Genomic DNA, 17,088 nt, shown 5'->3' with positions numbered 1-17,088 from the left:
GCGCGACTCAGTCTCCGGCGCGGGTCCAGGTCCAGGTGCCGGCCGGACCGTCGACCGCGACGTCGCCTCCGGAGCGCGTCACGGTGAACACCGTCTCCTCGCCCGTGTCGTGCGCGACGACGCGCACCGGCGTCGCTCCGTCCGGCCCCGGGAACACCCGCAGCTCGAGCCCGTCGAGGTAGTCGTACTCGGCCGAGTCCTGGCGGGCGCCCACCGGGATCACCGCGCCCTCGCGCACGTACAGCGGCAGCGAGTCGAAGCCGTGGACCTCCCGTCGCCACTCCCCCGTCGAGTCGATCCGCTCGTCCGTCCACCAGCTCGTCCACGTCCCGCGCGGGAGGTAGAACTCGACCGTGCCGTCCTCGGTGAACACCGGAGCGACGAGCAGGTCGTGCCCGAGCAGGTACTGCGTGTCGAGGTGGGCGGCGCTGCGGTCGTCCTCGAACTCGAGCGCCATCGGGCGCATGATCGGGATGCCGGTGCGCGCCGCCTCCGCCCCGGCCGCGAAGAGGTAGGGCATCAGCGAGAGCTTCAGCCGGGTGAAGAGCCGGGTGACCTCCACGGCCTCCTCGTCGAACGCCCACGGCACGCGCACCGAGGAGGATCCGTGCAGCCGTGAGTGCGAGGAGAGCAGGCCGAACGCGAGCCAGCGCTTGAACACACCGGGATCGGGCGTGCCCTCGAAGCCGCCGATGTCGTGCGCCCAGAAGCCGAACCCGCCCAGCGCGAGCGAGAGGCCTCCGCGCAGGGTCTCGGCCATCGACACGTAGGAGGAGGTGTTGTCTCCGCCCCAGTGCACCGGCAGCGACTGTCCGCCGACGGTGGCGCTGCGGGCGAAGAGGACCGCGCGGCCCTCGCCGAGCTCCTGCTCGAGCACCTCGTGCACCGCGCGGTTGTAGAGCTGGGTGTACCAGTTGTGCATCGCCTCAGGGTCGGTCCCGTCGGCCCAGACGACGCCCTCCGACGGGATCCGCTCGCCGAAGTCGGTCTTGAAGGAGTCGACCCCCTGGCGCACGAGGACGCGGAGCTTCTCCTGGAACCAGGAGGTCGCCTCCGGATTCGTGAAGTCGATCAGCGCCATCCCCGCGACCCACAGGTCCCACTGCCAGACGTCGCCGGAGGCCGTCGTGAGCAGGTACCCCTTCTCGCGCCCCTCGGCGAACAGCGGCGACGCCTGCGCGATGTACGGATTGATCCAGACGCAGGTGTGCAGCCCGCGCTCGTGCAGGCGGGCGAGGATCCCCTCGGGGTCCGGGAAGGTGCGCGGGTCCCACTCGAGGTCGGTCCACTGGAACTCGCGCATCCAGAAGCAGTCGAAGTGGAACGCGGACAGCGGCAGCTCCCGCTCCGCGAAGCCGTCGATGAAGGAGTTCACCGTCTCCTCGTCGTAGCTCGTGGTGAAGCTGGTGGTCAGCCACAGCCCGTAGCTCCAGGCGGGCACGACGGAGGGGCGGCCCGCGAGGCCGGTGTAGCGGCGCAGCACGTCCTTCTTCGTCGGGCCCTGGATCACCAGGTACTCCAGCGCCTCCCCGCCGACCGAGAACTGCACGCGCTCGACCGCCTCGGAGCCGATCTCGAACGAGACGAGGCCGGGGTCGTTCACGAGCACGCCGTAGCCGCGGCTGGAGAGGTAGAACGGGACGTTCTTGTAGGCCTGCTCGGAGGAGGTGCCGCCGTCGGCGTTCCACACGTCGACGGTCTGGCCGTTCTTCACGAAAGGGCCGAAGCGCTCGCCGAGCCCGTAGACCAGCTCGCCGACGCCGAGGTCGAGCTGCTCGTGCAGGTAGGCGGCTCCGTCCGGTCCGGTCAGGTAGCCCTGCGCCTTGTGCCCCGAGCCGGTGAGGCGCGTGCCGGTCGAGGTGTCCCAGAACTCCAGCGACCACGGAGCGCCCTGCCCGATCCGGACCTCGAGGTCGCCGGTGCGCAGCACGCCGCCCGTCTCCGTCACCTCCGCCGCTCCGACGTCGCCCTCGGCCAGCTCGAAGCCCGGGCGGGCCGCCGTCCCGCGCCAGTGCTCGATCCGCACCCGTGCGACCCCCTCGGCCGGCGAGGACACCGTGACCGTGAGCGCCGGCCGGTTGAGGACGTCGCCGCGGCCCTGGATGACCCGGGTCGGGGCGATCACCTCGAGCGAGGAGCCGCCGGTGCGGATGTCGTACGCCTCCTGCGCGAACAGGGGCGTGAATCCGGCCCGCGTCTGCCAGAACCCGTCGGTGAACTTCATGGAGGTGCCTTTCGATGGCGCGCCGGCGGATCCCGCGAGGGAGGCGCCGACGGAGGGAGAGAGGGCTACTTCACCGCGCCGGCGGTGATGCCGCGGGTGAGGGTGCGCTGGAAGATCAGGAAGAAGATCAGCGTCGGGAGCAGGCCCAGGAGCGCGCTCGCGCTGGTCGTCGTGACGTCCATGATCTTGTCGCCCTGAAGGCTCGAGATCGCGATCGGGACGGTCTGCGTCGCGTCGCTCACCAGGAAGACCAGCGGGATGAGGAACTCGTTCCAGGTCCAGATGAAGAAGAAGATCATCAGCACCGAGAGGGTGGGCCGCGAGATCGGGACGATCACCCGGGTGAGCACCTGCCACTTCGAGGCGCCGTCGAGAGCCGCGGCCTCGAGGATCTCCTTCGGGAAGGTGCCGTAGACGCTCGAGAGCAGATAGGTGCCGAACGCCGACTGGATCACGGTGAAGATGACGATGACCGAGAGCTGGGTGTCGTAGATCCCGACCGCTTTGAACATGTAGTACAGCGGGTAGAGCAGGGCCTCCTGCGGGAGCATGTTGGCCAGCAGGAACAGCACGATGATCCAGCTCCGGCCGCGGACCCGGCCGATCCCGATCGCGTAGGCGTTCAGCACCGAGAGGGCGACGGCGAGGATCGCCACCGACCCCGAGATGAGGATCGAGTTGCCGAGCTTCTCGGGGAAGTCGACGCGGCTCCAGAAGGTCGAGAGGCCGTCGAAGGAGAGGCCGGTCGGGAAGGCGAGCGGGCCGTTCGCCGAGTACTCCGCGGGGGTCTTGAAGGAGTTGAGCAGGATCAGCAGCACCGGGCTGACGATCACGAGCCCGATCACCACGGCGACCGCGAGGATCACCCAGTCGCCGAGGGTGCGCTTGGTGGTGCCCTTCGCGGGCTTCGCGGGACGGGAGGACGAGAGGTCCGCGTCCTCCGTGCCGGCCTGGGTGAGGGGCAGGGTCTCGATGGCCGACATCAGCGGGCTCCTTCGCTGCGCTCGACGCGCTCCTGGGCGCGGATGAACAGCACGGCGAGGATCACGATGACGATCGTGAGCGCGGTCGCGATGGTGGCGCCGTAGCCCACCTGCTGCTTCTGGAAGAACTCGGTGTACGAGTAGTAGGAGGGGACGATGGTGGAGTCGCCCGGGCCGCCGCGGGTCAGGGCGTAGATCGGGCCGAAGACCTTCAGCGCGGCGATGGTGCAGGTGAGGGTGACCACGAAGATCTCGGGCCGGATGATCGAGACCGTGATCCAGCGGAAGCGCTGGAACCAGTTCGCGCCGTCGAGCTCCGCCGCTTCGTAGAGCTCGGGGTCCACGCGCTGCAGCGCCGCCATGAAGATGACGACCGGGTAGCCCAGCTGCACCCAGATCATCACGACCATGATCGAGAGCATCGCCGTGTCCGGCTTGCCCAGCCAGTCGTGCGAGAGGGAGCCGAGTCCGACGGCCTCGAGGATCGAGTTCAGCGCGCCGTTGTCGGGGCGGAGGATCCAGCCGATGACGATCGCGGCGATGACGGTCGGCAGGATCTGCGGGAGGTAGTAGGTGGCGCGGAGGAAGCTCGCCAGGCGCCCGCCGAACTTCTTGCCGACGAGATCGAACAGGATCGCCGCGAGCAGGAGTCCGAGGATCGTGGGGACGATCACCATCGCGATGATCATGTAGACCGAGTTGAGGAACGAGGTCCAGAACTGGTCGTCGCCCATCAGCTCGATCCAGTTGTCGAGGCCGATGAAGATCGGCGGCTTGATGCCGCGCCAGGACGTGAAGCTGACGGAGACGTTCCAGATCAGCGGGATCAGCACGATGAACGTGAAGAGCACGAACCCCGGGATCAGGTAGAGCCAGTAGCCGCCGGAGCGCTTCTCGCGGGGCGGCGTCGTGGGAGGCGGCGCGCTCTCCGCGCGACGAGGTGCTGTCGTCGTCATGGGTACTCCTAGGTCGGACGGGGTCGTGGGTGTGCTGCCGCGAGATGCCACCTGTGACGGCGTGCGACGGCGTGTCGGCGTCACAAGTGGCATCTCGCGGGGTGCGGTGCGGAAGCGGGGCCGGCCGCCTTGGCCGGCATCGCGTGACGCTTCCGCGTCACTTGATGTCGGCGACTCCGTCGTCGTACTTGGCCTGGAGGTCGGAGAGCATGGCGGACTCGTCGGAGGAGCCGTTGATGAGCTCCTGCGTGGCGGCGACCAGGTCGTCGTAGAAGGTCGCGGTGGGCCAGTCGGGGTAGAAGGAGAGCTGGTCGCCGTCGACGACCGTCTTCCACTGCGAGAGCAGCGCCTTGCTCTTCTCGTCGGTGATGGCGCTCTCGTCGACGACCAGCGGGATGCCTCCGTTGTTGCCGATGAGGTTCTGGATCTCGGGTCGCATCGTGATGTCGATCCACTTGTAGGCGAGGTCCTTGTTCTTCGCCGTCTCCGGGATCACCCAGTGGTTGCCGGCGGAGCCCATCGTGAACTCGGCGCCCGGGAAGAGGAACGTGTCCCACTCGAATCCGGTGATCTCCGTCTTGAAGCGGCCGAACCACCAGGAGCCCGAGAAGAAGATCGGGTACTCGCCCGAGATGAACGCCGTGCCCGCGTCCTCCGCCTTCAGCCCGGAGGCGTCGGCCGAGAAGTAGCCCTTGTCGACGTACGTCTTCAGCTGGTCGGCCGCGTAGCTCCAGGCCGCGTCCTCGAAGTCGACCTCGCCCGTGTAGGTCTGGTAGTCGGTGATCCAGGAGCGGTCCGCCTTCAGCAGCGCGAGCTGGTAGAAGAGCTGCTGCAGCGGGTACTCGGCGCCGGCCTCGGCCAGCGGGGTGATGCCCTTGGCCACGAAGGCGTCCAGGACGGCCGTGAACTCCTCGTAGGTGGTGGGGACCTCGAGGCCGTTCGCGGCGAAGGCGTCCTTGTTGTAGTAGACGAAGGTGAACTCGCCGTAGTTGGGGATGCCGTACCAGGAGCCGGAGCCCATGATCCCGTTCTCGTCGTACTTCGCGGTGGTCTGCAGCGCGCCGGGGATCAGCGAGTCCCAGCCGTAGAACGCGACCGCCTCGTCGAGATTGGTGAGCAGGCCCTGGCTCGAGAGGAGTCCGCTGGTCGCGTTGCCCTTGTTGTACTCGACGACGTCGGGTGCCGAGTTGGAGTTGAAGATCTGGCTGGCGCCGGTGCGCAGCTGCTCGAAGGCCTTGAACTCGTACGCGATCTCGGCCCCCGTCTCCTGGGTGAAGAGGTCGCGGGCGGCGAGCCAGGCGATGCCGCGGTCGCTGTCGGGCGTCTCGAAGTCCCACAGGGTGAGGGTGCGGCCGGCGCCGTCGACCGTGGTCGAGAGCGCGTCGGAGCCGGCGTCGGAGCCGCCTCCGGAGCAGGCGGCCAGCGCGAACATCGCGCTGAGGCCGACTCCGCCGGCGAGGAGGTTGCGCCGGCTGAGACCGGCGGTCGGGCGGTGGAAGGCGGAGCGGGATCGGAGCGACATTGCGGTGGTTCTCCTTCGAACGGTGCGGTGGTGCTGCGGAGGGTGGTGCAGGGAGCGCTCTCTCGCGGAGGCGCGGTGTCGAAGCGCTTCGACAGTGCGCAGAGCCGGAGCGGGCGGGACGAGGGTGGAGGACTAGAGGGAGGCCGGCGCGAGGGTGCCGGACGGGACCGCCGGCGCCGGAGCGCCGGTCGGAGCGATCGCGAGGGATCCGCGGTCGACGTAGGAGGGCGGGAGCAGCTCGACGCCGACGGTGCGGCCGGATTCGATCTGCTGGAGGGTCCGGGCGACGGCCGCTCGGCACATCGCGTCGAACGGGAGGGGAAGACTGCTGGTGGGGACCGGAAGGGCGCCGCCGTCGTAGCTGGCGCAGGCCGCCAGGATGGACAGGTCGCCGGGGACGGAGAGGCCGCGCTCGAGGACGCGCTCGATCGCCGCCTCCGCCACGGGCTCGTTGCAGTGCAGCACGAGTGCGGTCGGCGGGACGGGGGCGGCGAGGATCGCGTCGATCGCGGCCTGTGCGCTCGGGCGGCCGATGTGCGGGCGCTCGACCGCGATCTCGACTCCGAGCGCGGCGGCCTCGGCGCGGAACGCCTCGTCGAAGCGGCGGACGAAGCCGGCGTTGCGGTCGGTGTAGGACTGCGGGTGCTCGAGCAGGCCGAGCGAGCGGTGGCCCAGCTCGGCGAGCCGGCGGACGCTCTGCCGGGCGGCCTCGGCGAAGTCGAGGTCGACGCAGGCGAGATCGTGGGAGTCGGCGGGCACGCCGATGAAGGTGGCGGGGACCCCGGCCGCGCGGATCAGCTCGGCGCGGTCGTCGTCGTCGTCGACGCCCATCAGGACGATGCCGTCGACGAGCGAGGAGGAGGAGACGCGGCCGATGCCGCTGGAGGCCTCGTCGGTGACGAGCAGCAGGACGTCGTAGTCCGACTCCCGGGCGCGCTCGAGCACCTCGGTGACGAAGCGCATATGGGTCGGCAGGTGCAGCTCGCCGCGCATCGGGGCGGAGAGGGCGAGGATGTGGGTCCGCGCCCCCGCGAGCATCCGGGCTCCCGCGTGGGGCCGGTAGCCGAGCTGCCGCACCGCGTCGTCGACGCGCTGCCGGGTGGAGGCGGCGATGGAGCGCTTGCCGGAGAGGGCGTAGGAGACGGTGCTGATCGAGACGCCGGCAGCGCGGGCCACGTCGTGGATGGTCGCCATGATTCCTCCTGCCGGACGTCGTCGTCGGTCGCGATCGAGCTTCGAAGCGCTTCGACCGGTCGTGCTGGAGCGACTGTACGCACAGTCGAAGCGTTTGCGCAAGCGATCCTCCGACGAGCCGACCGCCTCGACCCTCGTTGCGCCTCGCGACCCTCACGGGATATGTTGGGCACAACAACAATTCGGCGACGTCGCCGGAAAGGATTCGGATCCCATGTCCCTGACCCCCACCCGCGCCGACAAGTTCTCGTTCGGCCTCTGGACCATCGGCTACAACGGGACGGACCCGTTCGGCGGCCCGACCCGCGAGCCGCTCGACGTCGTCCACGCGGTCGAGAAGCTCGACGAGCTCGGCGCGTACGGCCTCACCTTCCACGACGACGACCTGTTCGCCTTCGGCTCCACCGACGCCGAGCGCCAGACCCAGATCGACCGCCTGAAGGGCGCTCTGGAGTCGACCGGCCTCATCGTGCCGATGGTCACCACCAACCTCTTCAGCGCCCCGGTCTTCAAGGACGGCGGCTTCACCTCGAACGACCGCGACGTCCGCCGCTTCGCGCTGCGCAAGGTCCTCCGCAACATCGACCTCGCCGCCGAGCTGGGCGCGAAGACCTTCGTCATGTGGGGCGGCCGCGAGGGCGCCGAGTACGACTCCGCCAAGGACATCCGCGCCGCGCTCGAGCGCTACCGCGAGGCCGTCAACCTGCTCGGCGACTACGTCACCGACAAGGGCTACGACATCCGCTTCGCCATCGAGCCCAAGCCGAACGAGCCCCGCGGCGACATCCTGCTGCCGACGCTCGGCCACGCGATCGCGTTCATCGACTCCCTCGAGCGCCCCGAGCTCGTCGGCGTGAACCCCGAGGTCGGCCACGAGCAGATGGCGGGCCTGAACTTCACCGCCGGCATCGCCCAGGCGCTGTACCACGGCAAGCTCTTCCACATCGACCTCAACGGCCAGCGCGGCATCAAGTACGACCAGGACCTGGTCTTCGGCCACGGCGACCTGCACAACGCGTTCTCGCTCGTCGACCTCCTCGAGAACGGCGGCCCCGGTGGCGTTCCGGCCTACGACGGCCCGCGCCACTTCGACTACAAGCCCTCGCGCACCGAGGACGAGACCGGAGTCTGGGACTCGGCCGCCGCGAACATGCGCACCTACCTGCTGCTCAAGGAGCGCGCCGCGGCCTTCCGCGCCGACCCCGAGGTGCAGGAGGCGCTCGCCGCCGCGAAGGTCGCCGAGCTGTCCACCCCGACGCTGAACGAGGGCGAGTCGTACGACGACCTGCTCGCGGACGCCGCCTCGTACGAGTCGTTCGACACCGACGCCTACCTCGGCGGCAAGGGCTTCGGCTTCGTGCGCCTGCAGCAGCTGGCCACCGAGCACCTGCTCGGCGCCCGCGGCTGACCCGCACCCTCTGAGCCCGCGGTCCGCCGCGGGTCGACCTGAGACGGACGAGATCCCCTGCACCCGCACGGGATCTCGTCCGTTCTCCTGCATCCGGCCCGGTTACGCACCGGACGCCCGACCCCGTACCCCCAACGAAAGAGGACAGCGATGACGCTCGTCGCAGGGATCGACTCGTCGACCCAGAGCTGCAAGGTGGTCGTCCGCGACCTCGACACCGGCACCGTGGTGCGCACCGGCCGGGCGAGCCACCCCGACGGCACCGAGGTCGACCCCGCCGCCTGGTGGGAGGCGCTGCAGCTCGCCCTCGCCGACGCCGGCGGACTCGACGACGTCGCCGCGATCTCGGTCGGCGGCCAGCAGCACGGCATGGTCGTCCTCGACGAGAGCGGCGTCGTCATCCGCCCCGCTCTGCTCTGGAACGACACCCGCAGCGCGCCGGCCGCCGCCGCGCTCATCGAGGAGCTCGGGGCCGAGGCCTGGGCGGAGCGCACCGGATCGGTGCCGGTCGCCTCCTTCACCGCCACCAAGCTCCGCTGGCTTCGCGACGCCGAGCCCGAGAACGCCGCCCGCGTCGCCGCCGTCGCGCTCCCCCACGACTGGCTGACCTGGCGCCTGCTCGGCTACGGCCCCGACTCCGCCCGCGGTCCGCAGCTCGACGCGCTCACGACCGACCGGTCCGACGCCTCCGGCACCTCGTACTGGGGAGCGGACGGCTACGACCTCGAGCTGCTCGAGCGCGCCCTCGGCCACCGCCCGCTGCTCCCCCGCGTGCTCGGTCCCTCGGAGGAGGCGGGCCGCACCGGGAGCGGACTCGTCGTCGGCCCCGGCGCGGGCGACAACGCGGGCGCCGCGCTCGGCCTCGGCGCCGGCCCCGGCGACGTGGTCGTCAGCATCGGCACGAGCGGCACCGTCTTCGCGGTCACGGACGACCCGGTGCGCGACGCCTCCGGGACCGTCGCCGGCTTCGCCGACGCGAGCGGGCGCTTCCTGCCGCTGGTCGCGACGCTCAACGCCGCGCGCGTGCTGGCCTCGACCGCGACCCTGCTCGGCAGCGACTTCGACGAGTTCGCCGCACTGGCGCTCGAGGCGGAGCCGGGTGCCGACGGCCTCGTGCTGGTCCCCTACTTCGAGGGCGAGCGCACGCCGAACCTGCCGGACGCGACGGCGAGCCTGCACGGGATGACCATCGCCTCGACCACGCGCCCGAACCTCGCCCGCGCGGCGATCGAGGGCATGCTCTGCGGATTGGCCGACGGCCTCGACGCCGTTCGCGCGCAGGGAGTGGAGGCGCGGCGCATCCTCCTGATCGGCGGAGCCGCGCAGAACCGCGCCGTGCAGCTCGCGGCCTCGCAGGTGTTCGACGTGCCCGTGCAGGTGCCGACGCCCGGCGAGTACGTGGCCGACGGTGCCGCCGTGCAGGCCGCCTGGGCGCTGACCGGATCCCGTCCGACGTGGACCGTCACCTCGGTGGCCGAGCCCGCGCCGGACCACCGGCCCGTGATCCGCGAGCAGTACGCGGCCGCCCGCGCCTGAGGATCCGGCCCCGGCCCTCATCCAGGGCCGGGGCCGCGCCGCAAGCCCCAGTGGACGGGGAGCGGAATCGCGCTACTCTCATTACTCAGCCAGCTGACTAATGGAGGAGAGACATGACCGCCACACGAACCCCCGACCGCGCCGACCGGATCCGCCAGGTCGTCGTCGCCGTGAGCGCGGTGCTCGCCCTCATCGGCTCGTTCATCGGCTCGGGCGCCGCGGGCGGCACCCAGATCCAGGACGCGGCCGGCGGCGCCCTGACCGCGTCCTCCACCCCCATCGCCCCCGACGGCCCCGCCTTCGCGATCTGGAGCGTCATCTACACCGGCCTCATCGCCTACGCGATCTGGCAGTTCCTGCCCTCGCAGACCACCCGCACCCGCCACCGCCGGCTGGGCTACTGGGCCGCCGCGAGCCTCCTCCTGAACGCCGCGTGGATCCTGGTCGTCCAGGCCGGCTTCCTGACGCTCAGCGTCGTCGTGATCGCCCTGCTGCTTGCCGTGCTCGCGCGCATCTTCGTGATCCTGCGCACCACCCGCTCGGCCGGAGTGGTCGACGCGATCGTGACGGACGGCACCTTCGGGCTCTACCTCGGCTGGGTGTGCGTGGCCACGGCCGCGAACGTCACCGCCGGGCTCGTCGGCGCGGGAGTCGGCAGCGCGGACGGTCCGGGCGCCGCGGTCTGGGCGGTCGTCGTCCTCGCCGTCGCCGCGCTCGTCGGACTCCTGATCGCGGTCACCGGCCGCGGCCGCATCGCTCCGATGCTCTCGCTCGTCTGGGGTCTCTCCTGGGTCGCCGTCGGCCGCTTCGCCGGCGAGCTCGTCTCGGTCCCCGCCGGGATCGCCGCGCTGGTCGCCGCCGCCGTGGTGCTGGTGGTCACCCTCCTCGTCCGCGCCACCGCGGGACGCCGCGTCACCGCCTGACGCCCTGCACGACGAAGGCCGAGCGGCCGGAGCAGCCCTCGAGACGAGGACTCCGGCCGCTCGGCCTTCGTCGCGACGGTGATCAGGTGATCAGGTGATCAGCGTGTCGACGTACTCCCGGTTCTCGTCCATCCACGCGGCGAGCGCGGCCGAGCGGTCGTCGGCCCCGTCGTTGAAGAGCGCGTTCTCGAGCGAGTAGAGCGTCTTCGAGTCCATCCGGAAGTCTCGGATCCAGCGGCTCATCGTCGGGTAGTCCGCGTCGAACGCGGCCGAGCCGAAGGAGTGGATCCCCTCCGCCTGGCCGAGCAGGCCCTTCGGGTCCTCGAGGTCCTTGACCGGGAACGCGTCGTAGGCCCAGTGCGGGCGCCAGAGCGTGACGGCGATGTTCTCGCCCGCGGCGGTCGCGCTCGAGAGCTCCTGGAGCATGGCGGGCGTCGATGAGGTGAGGTAGTCCATCCCCTCCAGGCCGTAGCCCGGGATGACGTCCTCGGTCGTCGTCTTGTTCAGTCCGGAGCCGGGCTCGATGCCGATCAGGCGGTTCCCGACGACGCCCGGGTCGGCGGCGAGCTCCTCGAGGGAGTCGATCGGGGCGTCCTCGTTGACCGCGATGGTCAGCTTCGCCTCGTCGTTCCACGCGCCCAGGTCGACGATCGAGTCGCCGTACTGCTCGACGTACCGGGCGTGGGTGAGCGGCAGCCAGGTGTCGAGGGCGAGGTCGTAGTCGCCGGTCGAGAGGCCCTGGAAGCCGGGGGCGACGTCGGCGTTCTGCAGGGTCACGTCGTAGCCCTGCTCCTCGAGCACCGCCTCCCACAGAGCGGAGACGGCGATCCCCTCGTCCCAGCCCTGGAACACGGCGACGGTCACGTCGGTGCGGTCGCCGTTGTCGACGGAGGCGGCGGTGGCGGGAGCGGCGAGGGCCGCGGCCCCGAGGGACGCGACCAGGCCGATCGAGACGACGCCGACGGCCGAGCGGGTCGCCACGACGGCGCGGCGGTTCTTCGCCCGGGCGACCCTCGCCGGCGAGGGCGAGCCCAGCGCGCCGGTCATCCGGTCGAGGACGACCGCGAGGATCACGACGGAGACGCCCGCCTCGAAGCCGAGCGCGACGTCGATCCGGTTGAGGCTCGCGACGACGTCGCCGCCCAGCCCTCCGGCGCCGACCATGCCCGCGATGACGACCATCGAGAGCGAGAGCATGATGACCTGGTTGAGGCCCGCCAGGATCGAGGGCAGCGCCAGCGGCAGCTGGATCTGGCGGAGGATCCGCCACTTCGAGGAGCCGAACGACTCCCCCGCCTCGACGAGCTCCGGGTCGACGCCGCGGATGCCCAGCTCGGTGAGCCGGACGCCCGGCGCCATCGCGAAGACGATGGTCGCGACGATGCCCGGCACCACTCCGACCCGGAACAGGATCAGCGCGGGGATCAGGTAGACGAAGGCCGGCATCGTCTGCATCAGGTCGAGCACGGGCCGGATGACCGCGGAGGCCGTGCGGTTGCGCGCGGCGAGCACGCCCAGCGGCACGCTCAGCGCGATGGCGATCACGGAGGCGACGAGCACCAGAGCGAGCGAGTCCATCGCGTTCTCCCACTGGTCGACCCCCACGATCAGCAGGAGCCCCACGGCGGTGCCGGCCGCGAAGACCCAGCCGCGGACGGCGAAGGCGAGCACGGCGAGGAAGGCGACGATCACCCAGAAGGGCGGCGTCGCGAGGACGAGGTCGACGCCGGAGTAGAGGGCGCCGAAGACGGTGCGCAGCAGGTCGAAGACCGGCTGGAAGGTCTGCGTGAGGACGTCGACGGCGCCCTCGGCGAGGGCGCCGAGCGGGAGGCGGAAGCCGAGATCGGTCATCGTGCACCCCCGTCCGTCGCGAGGACGGCGTCCTCGACGGGGCCTCCGGTCGCGTGCAGAGTCGCGGTGACGACCTCGGTCGAGACGGTGGCGGGCGGCTCGATCACCGGGTGCTCGCCGGTGTGGGCGGGCACGTTGCCGAGCGCCGCGAGCAGGGTCACCCGCGGGATCGCTCCGAGCAGGCGCCCGTCGGCGTCGACCACGGCGACCGGCAGCGCCGACTCGACGGCGGGCTCGATGACCTCGCTGAGGGCGGTGTCCGGGCCGACGGTGACGACGTCGGAGGTGAGGACCGCCGAGAGGTCGCCGACGCTCCGCCGCACCTGCTCGATCACGTCGCGGTCGCGGACCGTGCCCAGCAGGCGGCGTCCGCCGCCGACCACGAACGCGGCCGAGGTCTGCAGGTCGCGCATGCTCCGCAGCGCGGCGCGGGGACCGGCCGCCAGGGTGACCACGGAGCGCGCGGGCTCCATCACGGCGGAGGCGGTGAGCACGCGGGCGCGGTCGACGTCCTGCACGAACTGGGCGACGTAGTCGTTCGCCGGGTCGGTGAGGATCTCCTCCGGAGTGCCGATCTGGACGATGCGGCCGTCGCGCATCACCGCGATGCGGTCGCCGAGGAACATGGCCTCGTTGAGGTCGTGCGTGATGAAGACGATGGTCTTGCCGAGCTCGTGCTGCAGCTCGATCAGCTGCTCCTGCATCTCGCGGCGGATCAGCGGGTCGAGCGCCGAGAACGCCTCGTCCATCAGCACGATGTCGGTGTCGGCGGCGAGCGCCCGGGCGAGGCCGACGCGCTGGCGCATGCCGCCGGAGAGCTCGTCGGGCATCTTCTCGTGCCAGCCGGCGAGACCGGCGCGCTCGACCGCGAGGAGGGCCCGCTCGCGGCGCTCGGCCGCGGGGACGCCCTGGATCTCGAGCGGGTACGCGACGTTGTCGAGCACGGTGCGGTGCGGGAGGAGCGCGAAGTGCTGGAACACCATCGACACCGACGAGCGGCGCACGCGGCGCAGCTCCGCCTCGGAGACGCCGGTGATGGTGGAGCCCTCGATCAGGACCTCGCCCGCGGAGGGCTCCTGGAGCCCGTTGAGCATGCGGATGAGGGTGGACTTCCCGGAGCCGGAGAGGCCCATCACGACGAAGATCTCGCCTCGGCGCACGGTGAAGGACGCGTCGATCACCGCGGCAGTGCCGAGTCCGGCGAGCTCGCCGCGGTCGACACCCTCGCCCAGTCGGCGGACGACCTCGTCGGGCCTCCGGCCGAACACCTTGAAGAGGTGGCGAGCCTCGAGAGCCGGGGTCGCCGGATCGGCGCCCGCCTCGCTCCGGGGCTCGCTGATGGTCTGCTGGTTCTGGTGCACGTACACTCCGTCGGCGCGCAGGGACGACGCCCTGCGCTCATCTCGTGGTGCCGGGTCGGGAGCGTGGGACAGCCGTGCGTCGAGCCTCCGCGTGCGTCCCGCCACTCAGCGCTGCAGGGGGTGGAGGCGAGAGCGTCCGAGGCGGCCTCGGGGCCGCCTCCACTCCCGTTGACCGTACGATCGCTGCGCGTCCTGGGGGACGCCGTGCGAGCGCGGACCGGTTCATCGGGGCCCGTGAGGACCGCCGACCACGGTAGCCGCGGAGCCGCCGAGGGGCAAACGTCGGACAATTGCGGAGGCGGGTCCGGGGGTGGTCACGACGCGACCGGGGCGCGCGGATGTGCTGGTCGGAGCTGGTTTCCGGACTGTTGCGCGATCGTTACCGTCGTGGCACGGCCGGCGGCGCTCGGAGGGGGCGGGTCTCGATGCACCGTTGCACGGCTGCTCGACCGGCGAGCGGGGCGAGGACGCCCGTGCCGCTCAGACGGTGGTCTCGCCCGCCGGGCCCGAGGGGTCCGCCGCGCCGAATCCGCTGACGGGCTCGCCCTGCCAGGACACGAGCGTCCACGCGTCGCCCGAGCCCTCGAGGACGACGACACCCGTGTTGTCGAGCAGGTGGTCGGCGATGAAGCGCGCATCGAGGTCGAGGGAGCGCAGACCCGACCAGCAGCGGATGGCCGCACCGTGGCTGACCAGCGCGACGACCTCGTGCCCGAGCGCCTCCGCCTCCGTCACCACCGCGTCGTAGCGCGCCGCGAACTCGTCGCCCGTCTCGCCGCCCGCGAGCCGGATCGACGTCTCGCCGCCGGCCCAGCGGAAGACCGTCCCCATGTACTCCTCGACCGCCGCCTCGTCGCCGCGCATCTCGAGCCCCGCGGCCGCGACCTCGCGGATGCCGTCGCGCTCGATCGGCTCGAGCCCGAGGGCCGCGGCGAGAGGGGCGGCCGTCTCGTGGGTGCGGAGCATCGTCGAGACGAACAGCGCGCCGATCCCCTCGCCCGCGAGCTGACCGGGCAGCGCTGCGGCCTGGGTGCGGCCGAGGTCGGTGAGCCCGGGTCCGGGGATGCGGGTGTCGAGGAGGCCCGCCACATTGGAGGGGGTCTGGCCGTGGCGGATCAGGAGGAGGCGCATCCGTCCACGCTAACCGCGGAGGCTGGGCTTCCGGGGGGCGCGGTCGCGCCCGGTCCCGCCGTTGTGCGGCGAGTGCGGCGCTGCCACGATGTGCGGGGACGCTCCCGGACCGGGAGCCGCAGACGGACGGGACGGGCGGACATGGCCTCCGAAGACGGTTTCTCGAAGGACGAGCGCGCGGCGATGAAGCAGCGCGCGGCCGAGCTGCGGGCGGAGGCGAAGCGGCAGAAGAGCGCCGATAAGGCCGACGCCGACCGGAGGGACGCGGAGGCCGCGATCGCCGCGATGACCGACGAGGAGCGGCCGATCGCCCAGATGCTCCACGAGGTCGTCGGCGAGACCGCCCCCGACCTCCTGCCGAAGACCTGGTACGGCTTCCCCGCCTACGCTCGCTCGGACGGCAAGGCGATCGTCTTCTTCCAGCCCGGCGCGAAGTTCGGCACGCGCTACTCGACCCTCGGCTTCCAGGACGGCGCGCAGCTCGACGACGGCACGATCTGGCCGACCGCCTACGCGCTCGTCTCCGCCGACGACGAGACGCGCGCCGCCGTCACCGAGCTGGTCCGCCGCGCGGCCGGGGCCTGACCCCGTGGCGCAGGTCTACGACGAGATCGACGAGAGCCTCTCCTCCTGGATCCACGAGCAGCCGATGTGGTTCGTCGCCACCGCACCCCTCGCCGCGGACGGGCACATCAACATGTCTCCGCGCGGCCACGACTCGTTCTCGATCCTCGGTGCGCGCCGCGTCGGCTGGGTCGACTACACGGGCAGCGGAGTCGAGACGATCGCGCACCTGCGCGAGAACGGGCGCGTGTGCCTGATGTTCGCGTCGTTCGGACCGCGTCCGCGCATCGTCCGCCTGCACGGCACCGGCTCCGTGCACCTGCCCGGGTCGGAGGCGTTCGCCGAGGTCGCGGAGCAGCACCCCGAGCACCCGAGCACCCGCGCGGTCGTCACCGTCGAGCTCACCCGCATCAGCGACGCGTGCGGCTGGGGCGTGCCGGTGATGGAGCCGGTCGGCGAGCGCGACCTGCTCCTCCTCCAGGCCGAGAAGAAGGGCCCCGACGGCATGGCCGAGTACCGCGCCACGCGGAACGCGGTCAGCATCGACGGACTGCCGGGCTACCCGCAGGACTGAGCGGCGGGGCGCAGCGGCGGCACGACGCGCACGAGCACGCCGACCGGTTCGAGCAGGGAGCCGCTCCCCCTCCGGCCGTGATTCCAATCAGGTTTGTCAAGCCAGCGGGGGTGGTCTGGCTCGTCTGTTCTTCCTTCTCTCCCAGCGTTTTTTTTGCCTGGAAGGCACGTAGTGCCGAGCAGGGCCGGAGGTGGGAGCGCAACCCGGAGGGCGGAGGAGGAGAGGTTGTCGGCGCGATGGGAGGGAGCGCAGCGACCGCGTGCCGAGAACCTCGGAGGAGCCGGCCGCGCAGCGGCTTGCGCGGACGCCGGAGGCCCGTACGCCGCCGAAGGCTTCCAGGCAAAATGCGCGCAGCGCACAGCACCGCGTCGACCGGAGGTCGGCGTCCATGTCAGTGCCCGCATCCGAGATCGTCTGCGCACCAGGAACGTGCTTTTCGATCGGGGTGCACGTGCGCTGTCTCTGTATGCAGCGCGTACCGCTGAGAAGCCGCATATCTCCGCGGAGCAGGCCGGTTCCGCCGCGCCACGGGTGCGAGCATGACCGTAGGAGGCCGGGATGCGTGACGCGGTGATGGTCGTCGAAGACGACGTCGAGATGGGCGAGCTCATCAAGCGGGGTCTTACCGGCGACGGCTACGACGTCGCCCTGTTCTCGAACGGGGTCGACGCGCTGAACGCGGCGCGCGACGCGGACTACGCCGCGGCGGTCCTCGACGTGATGCTCCCCGGCATGAGCGGCTTCGAGATCTGCCGGCATCTCCGCGCGAGCGGTGCCACGCTCCCGGTGATCCTGCTCACCGCCCGCGACGCACTGCAGGACCGGGTGTTCGGCCTGGACGCGGGGGCCGACGACTACCTC

The 17,088-nt window shown here is 71.3% G+C and carries 14 protein-coding genes; 6 read left to right on the top strand and 8 right to left on the bottom strand.

Features of this window, described 5'->3' with window-relative positions; genetic code table 11:
* Positions 1 to 7 precede the first annotated feature (7 nt).
* The 5 genes from yicI to C5D08_RS15480 all read right to left on the bottom strand — a co-directional run bounded on the left by yicI (position 8) and on the right by C5D08_RS15480 (position 6,879).
* Positions 8 to 2,224: an alpha-xylosidase gene (yicI, locus tag C5D08_RS15500; RefSeq protein WP_104277784.1), complete on the bottom strand. Its 2,217-nt coding sequence runs from the start codon at positions 2,222 to 2,224 to the stop codon at positions 8 to 10.
* Positions 2,225 to 2,289: 65 nt separating this feature from the next.
* A complete protein-coding gene (locus C5D08_RS15495) occupies positions 2,290 to 3,207 on the bottom strand; it encodes a carbohydrate ABC transporter permease (protein WP_104277783.1) in 918 nt (305 codons plus the stop codon).
* The gene (locus C5D08_RS15490; RefSeq protein ID WP_104277782.1) at positions 3,207 to 4,163 is read right to left on the bottom strand and encodes a carbohydrate ABC transporter permease; all 957 of its coding nucleotides are present in this window, start codon (positions 4,161 to 4,163) and stop codon (positions 3,207 to 3,209) included. The genes C5D08_RS15495 and C5D08_RS15490 overlap by 1 nt, the downstream gene beginning before the upstream one ends.
* Before the next feature lie 157 nt (positions 4,164 to 4,320).
* Positions 4,321 to 5,685: an ABC transporter substrate-binding protein gene (locus tag C5D08_RS15485; protein WP_258065086.1), complete on the bottom strand. Its 1,365-nt coding sequence runs from the start codon at positions 5,683 to 5,685 to the stop codon at positions 4,321 to 4,323.
* A gap of 132 nt (positions 5,686 to 5,817) precedes the next feature.
* Positions 5,818 to 6,879, bottom strand: coding sequence for a LacI family DNA-binding transcriptional regulator (locus C5D08_RS15480; RefSeq protein WP_104277781.1), 1,062 nt, complete (start codon positions 6,877 to 6,879; stop codon positions 5,818 to 5,820).
* Positions 6,880 to 7,093: 214 nt separating this feature from the next.
* On the opposite strand from C5D08_RS15480, the gene xylA reads away from it, so the two are divergent.
* The 3 genes from xylA to C5D08_RS15465 all read left to right on the top strand — a co-directional run bounded on the left by xylA (position 7,094) and on the right by C5D08_RS15465 (position 10,746).
* The gene (gene xylA / locus C5D08_RS15475; protein WP_104277780.1) at positions 7,094 to 8,287 is read left to right on the top strand and encodes a xylose isomerase; all 1,194 of its coding nucleotides are present in this window, start codon (positions 7,094 to 7,096) and stop codon (positions 8,285 to 8,287) included.
* Positions 8,288 to 8,437: 150 nt separating this feature from the next.
* Positions 8,438 to 9,823, top strand: coding sequence for a xylulokinase (xylB, locus tag C5D08_RS15470; protein ID WP_104277779.1), 1,386 nt, complete (start codon positions 8,438 to 8,440; stop codon positions 9,821 to 9,823).
* 113 nt (positions 9,824 to 9,936) lie between these two features.
* Positions 9,937 to 10,746: a tryptophan-rich sensory protein gene (locus C5D08_RS15465; RefSeq protein WP_104277778.1), complete on the top strand. Its 810-nt coding sequence runs from the start codon at positions 9,937 to 9,939 to the stop codon at positions 10,744 to 10,746.
* A gap of 90 nt (positions 10,747 to 10,836) precedes the next feature.
* On the opposite strand, the gene C5D08_RS17510 is transcribed toward C5D08_RS15465, so the two are convergent.
* From C5D08_RS17510 to C5D08_RS15450, 3 genes are all read right to left on the bottom strand, one after another.
* Entirely contained in the window at positions 10,837 to 12,597 is a 1,761-nt protein-coding gene (locus C5D08_RS17510; RefSeq protein ID WP_104277777.1) for an ABC transporter permease/substrate binding protein, read from the bottom strand.
* Positions 12,594 to 13,958, bottom strand: coding sequence for a glycine betaine/L-proline ABC transporter ATP-binding protein (locus tag C5D08_RS15455; RefSeq protein ID WP_258065087.1), 1,365 nt, complete (start codon positions 13,956 to 13,958; stop codon positions 12,594 to 12,596). Before C5D08_RS15455 ends, C5D08_RS17510 begins: the two co-directional genes overlap by 4 nt.
* A gap of 480 nt (positions 13,959 to 14,438) precedes the next feature.
* Positions 14,439 to 15,089: a histidine phosphatase family protein gene (locus tag C5D08_RS15450; RefSeq protein WP_104277776.1), complete on the bottom strand. Its 651-nt coding sequence runs from the start codon at positions 15,087 to 15,089 to the stop codon at positions 14,439 to 14,441.
* 141 nt (positions 15,090 to 15,230) lie between these two features.
* On the opposite strand from C5D08_RS15450, the gene C5D08_RS15445 reads away from it, so the two are divergent.
* The 3 genes from C5D08_RS15445 to C5D08_RS15435 all read left to right on the top strand — a co-directional run.
* A complete protein-coding gene (locus C5D08_RS15445) occupies positions 15,231 to 15,674 on the top strand; it encodes a hypothetical protein (RefSeq protein WP_104277775.1) in 444 nt (147 codons plus the stop codon).
* A gap of 4 nt (positions 15,675 to 15,678) precedes the next feature.
* Positions 15,679 to 16,227: a pyridoxamine 5'-phosphate oxidase family protein gene (locus tag C5D08_RS15440; RefSeq protein WP_104277774.1), complete on the top strand. Its 549-nt coding sequence runs from the start codon at positions 15,679 to 15,681 to the stop codon at positions 16,225 to 16,227.
* 558 nt (positions 16,228 to 16,785) lie between these two features.
* On the top strand, positions 16,786 to 17,088 hold a 303-nt coding region (locus C5D08_RS15435; RefSeq protein WP_146086117.1), incomplete at its 3' end, for a response regulator.

This window comes from Rathayibacter sp. AY1B6, assembly GCF_002932755.1.
Lineage (GTDB): Bacteria > Actinomycetota > Actinomycetes > Actinomycetales > Microbacteriaceae > Rathayibacter.
The sequence above is the reverse complement of the archived record's forward strand: the minus strand, read 5'-3'. Positions and strand labels throughout refer to the sequence as shown.